We start from the raw sequence: 3,428 nt of genomic DNA, 5'->3' as shown, positions 1-3,428 counted from the left end.
GGGCGCCGTGCCCGCGGCTCTGTTCCCCACTCATGGGTGGAATTCCCCCCCGGTCAAGGACGCGGACGCGTCCTCGGGTACGAACGCCGTCGCCGTCCTGAGCCCTGGCCCCTCAGCCGTGACGTCGCCGTTGAGCATGGCCCCTGACGAGCACATCAGGGTCGAGGAAGCCGAACCCGTCCCGCAGGCCCCGGACACCGGACCGCTGTCCGCACAGCACACGGCCTCGCAGCCGGGCTATCCCGACGCGGAGGACTGGAACGCGCAGCCGCACGGAACCGGCGCCGAAACCGGGACCAGGAGCGGGACCGCGCCCTCCGGCCCGACCAGCGTCTCCGCCGCCGAGTTCCCGGACCACGGCTGGAACTCTCCGGGATCGTCCGAGGCCCGTGAGGTCGACCGCCCACTGCTGACCCGTATCTACCAGGATCCGTCCTGGGAGCAGCTGAGCGCCGATTATGAGAAGGCGATCGGCCGCCTCCTGTCCGAGGACCCCAGGGTGATCCAGGCGGCCCGCAAAGCTGTCGCCAGTCTCTACCGGGTGTTGCTGCGCGCGCGGGGTCACGCCGCTGCCGCCTCCGCGTTCACCACGGGTGTCCCGATCAACGACCCGCAAGGGTTCGTTGCCCGCCTGCTCGACGAGCGCGACGAGCGGATGGGGCTGACTCAACTCATGGGCGCCTTCATGACGGCTGTCAAGAGCGCCGCAGCATGGCCTGAGCTCCCCGCTCTGCGCGAGGCAGCCGCGGGGGAGTGGAGGGCAGCCGAGTACGACCGCGGCGGGGACTGGTACCGCACCATGCGCTACCAGCGTGGATATCGACTGACCAGCCGCCCGGCCGCCGCTGTCGAGCGACTGCTTCTCGCCTGGCGTGCGTTGGCAGGAGGCTACGGAGGACCGGCGGGCGAGAATCCGCTGCTGCTCGCGGAGGCTCTGTTGTTCAGGGAGGCTCTGCTCGGCTGGCTGCTGCCTGGCGGCCAGCACTCGATGGTCGAGGTCATCGAGGCATCCGATAGGGCCAGATTGCGGGACGCGACCGGGCCGGAGCTGCAAGCCGTCGAGGCGCACCGCTTGTACGGGTGGGCTGACGGCACGCTCGACCCGCGGCACCGGGCAGGCAGGCTCCGCCCGACCGTCCGGCCGGATCTCGTGCTCCGCGAACTTCCACACCATCGTGCCTACGCGGCCCGGACACGGTGGCTCACCCCGCGCCTCACCCAGGACGTTTCGCTGTCGGCGTCCATCGCGCGGATGGTCGGAACAGACATCGAGCTGCTCACGACCGAGTTGACCGAGAACGCCCGCCCCGTGCCCGGGGAGACCACCCTCACCGAGCGCCGCCGGGCCTTTCAGGAATGGCTGCTGCGCCACCGCTGGCCCCGTTTCCTGCGGGAGGTTGGCACAGCCGAGTCGCGCGCGCTGTACCTGGTGAGCGGAGCGGACGGCGTGCTGCTCGGCACCGCTGCCGCCAATCCGCGGAACCTGGCGGTGGCGGCCAGATCACTGGCACGAGACGCGTTCGACTTCGGCGACCTGCGGTTCGGGCTGCCCCTGCTGCTGCTCAGAGATGAAACTTTCGCCGGACTCGTGGATCTGTCCCGGAAGATTCCTGTGGACGCCCCGGACCGGGTGGCCCGGCTCGCCGAGACGCGGGACCGGCTCATGGACCGAGCCGCCGAGCTCGCCGCCGGCCTCGCGGACGAGCTGCGCGAGCACCGCGGTGTCGCCACCGAAGCCCTCGACGCACTGCCTCCGGCTCTCCAGAGCGTCTGGTTCACCAGACGCGGCCAGGCCACTTCGGGGGACTGGGCGGCGATCGCGGAGCCGGGGCGGGTCATCGACCTGCCGGCCTTCTACCCGCTGACGCTGGACCGGGACAGGGCACTGGAGTCGCTGTCGCGCGAACCTGCCGGGGGCCGGGTGCTCTGGGAGATCACCAACTCCACCGCACGCGATGTCTCCGTGTTCGCCAGGCGTCCCGGCCAGCGCCCGGCGCGCTATCCGGGCGGCGCCCAACTGCGGGTCACGCACCGCAGGACCCTGCTTGACGAGGCAACGGGGCAGAGCTTCACACACGTCACGGCCGAGGAGGTCGTACAGCTCTCCTCGGAGGTGTGGGACCGCGATATCGTCACCCGCCCGATCGCCCACGCCACCACAGGACAGCAGGTCGGCGCCGCTGTCGGCACCGCCCGCACCATTGAGTCGTCGACATTGCTGTTCTCCCACCTCTCCGACAAGGAGCGCTTCTACGCCGTAGAGGGCGCGAGGAAGAGCTACGTCGGCGGTCCGTACTCCGTGCCGTGGCGAGGGCAAAGCGTGTTCTTCTTCGCCGCCCACAGCGACGGCAGGGCCGTCTCCGTGCCGTCCCGCTTTGGCCGCAAGCCCGTCAGCGGCGAGCACCTCGGCCTGTTCCTGCCGCGGCTGCTTGGCGGCCCGCGCATTCCGCACGGCACCCAGATCGTGCTGACGTCCTGTTCCACGGGCGGGAGCTTTGGCGACACCGCGCCGCTGGCCCAGCGGGTCGCGGACCGGTCCACGATGGTGGTGTACGCACCCAGGAGCGAGACTGGCATCTGGCCGCTCGGCGCGGCTGGAAGCGAGCCTGTCGTGAACGTCACCGGCGGCAACCCAGCCGCCTCATGGGTGCGATTCGAGCCCCGCGGCGCCGGCGACGGCGCAGGGTCCCGCGAGGCCGTTCGGGACTTCTTCGTGCACACGGGCGGGTTCGGCGGGTTCTACGGCACCGAGCGGTGGGATGAGCTCACCAGGAGCTACGAGGACGCCCTGGGGCAGGCGCTCGCCGCGAACCCCGAGGTGTTGGCCGCTGCCCGGCGGGGCGTCAGAAGACTGCGCGACCTCCTGGCCATCGACTTCCCGGACATGGACCTGCTGCTCGACGACCGCTCCGGCGCCGGATTGCCGCATCTGATGAGCGCCTTCGGCGCAGCCATTGTCCACGGCGGCACGTTCCTCTCATCGGGGCCGGTTGACAAGGAGAGCGAGCGGTACCGGGAGATGCGCGAGCGGGGCTTGCTGCTCGTCAACGACAGGGCGGTGTTCGCCGCCAGCGTCCTGGCCGCCTACAAGCAGGTGCCGGGCGTGACGGAAGACGATGTACGCGAGATCGTTCCGCCGGTTCTCGGCTGGCTCTTGCCCCACAACCGCACTGCCTTGTTCGAGATGGTCGAGGTGATGGTCGGGACCGGGATCGGCTCTGTTGTCGAAGAGGCCCTGCGGTGGGGCGACGGGGCCCAGCTGTACGAGTGGGCCGACCGGCGCTTCAGGCCGCGCGACCACGCTCCCGCCGAGCTGCGCGACCGTCTGTTCCCCCCGCACAGGGTCATGTACGCCGAGCACACCCGCTGGCTGATGCTGCAGCTGACCGGTGACGACGCGATCCCGGCGAGTGTCGTCGAGGCCCTCT

Annotated in this window: 1 protein-coding gene; it reads left to right on the top strand. The window is 70.6% G+C overall.

Annotated elements, in window-relative coordinates; genetic code table 11:
- Positions 1-136 precede the first annotated feature (136 nt).
- A partial coding sequence (locus ACI2L1_RS44995; RefSeq protein WP_404745275.1) for a hypothetical protein occupies positions 137-3,428 on the top strand: 3,292 nt, incomplete at its 3' end.

This window comes from Streptomyces sp. NPDC019531 (assembly GCF_044903305.1).
Classification (GTDB): Bacteria; Actinomycetota; Actinomycetes; order Streptomycetales; family Streptomycetaceae; genus Streptomyces.
This window is presented reverse-complemented; position numbering and strand designations above follow the sequence as displayed.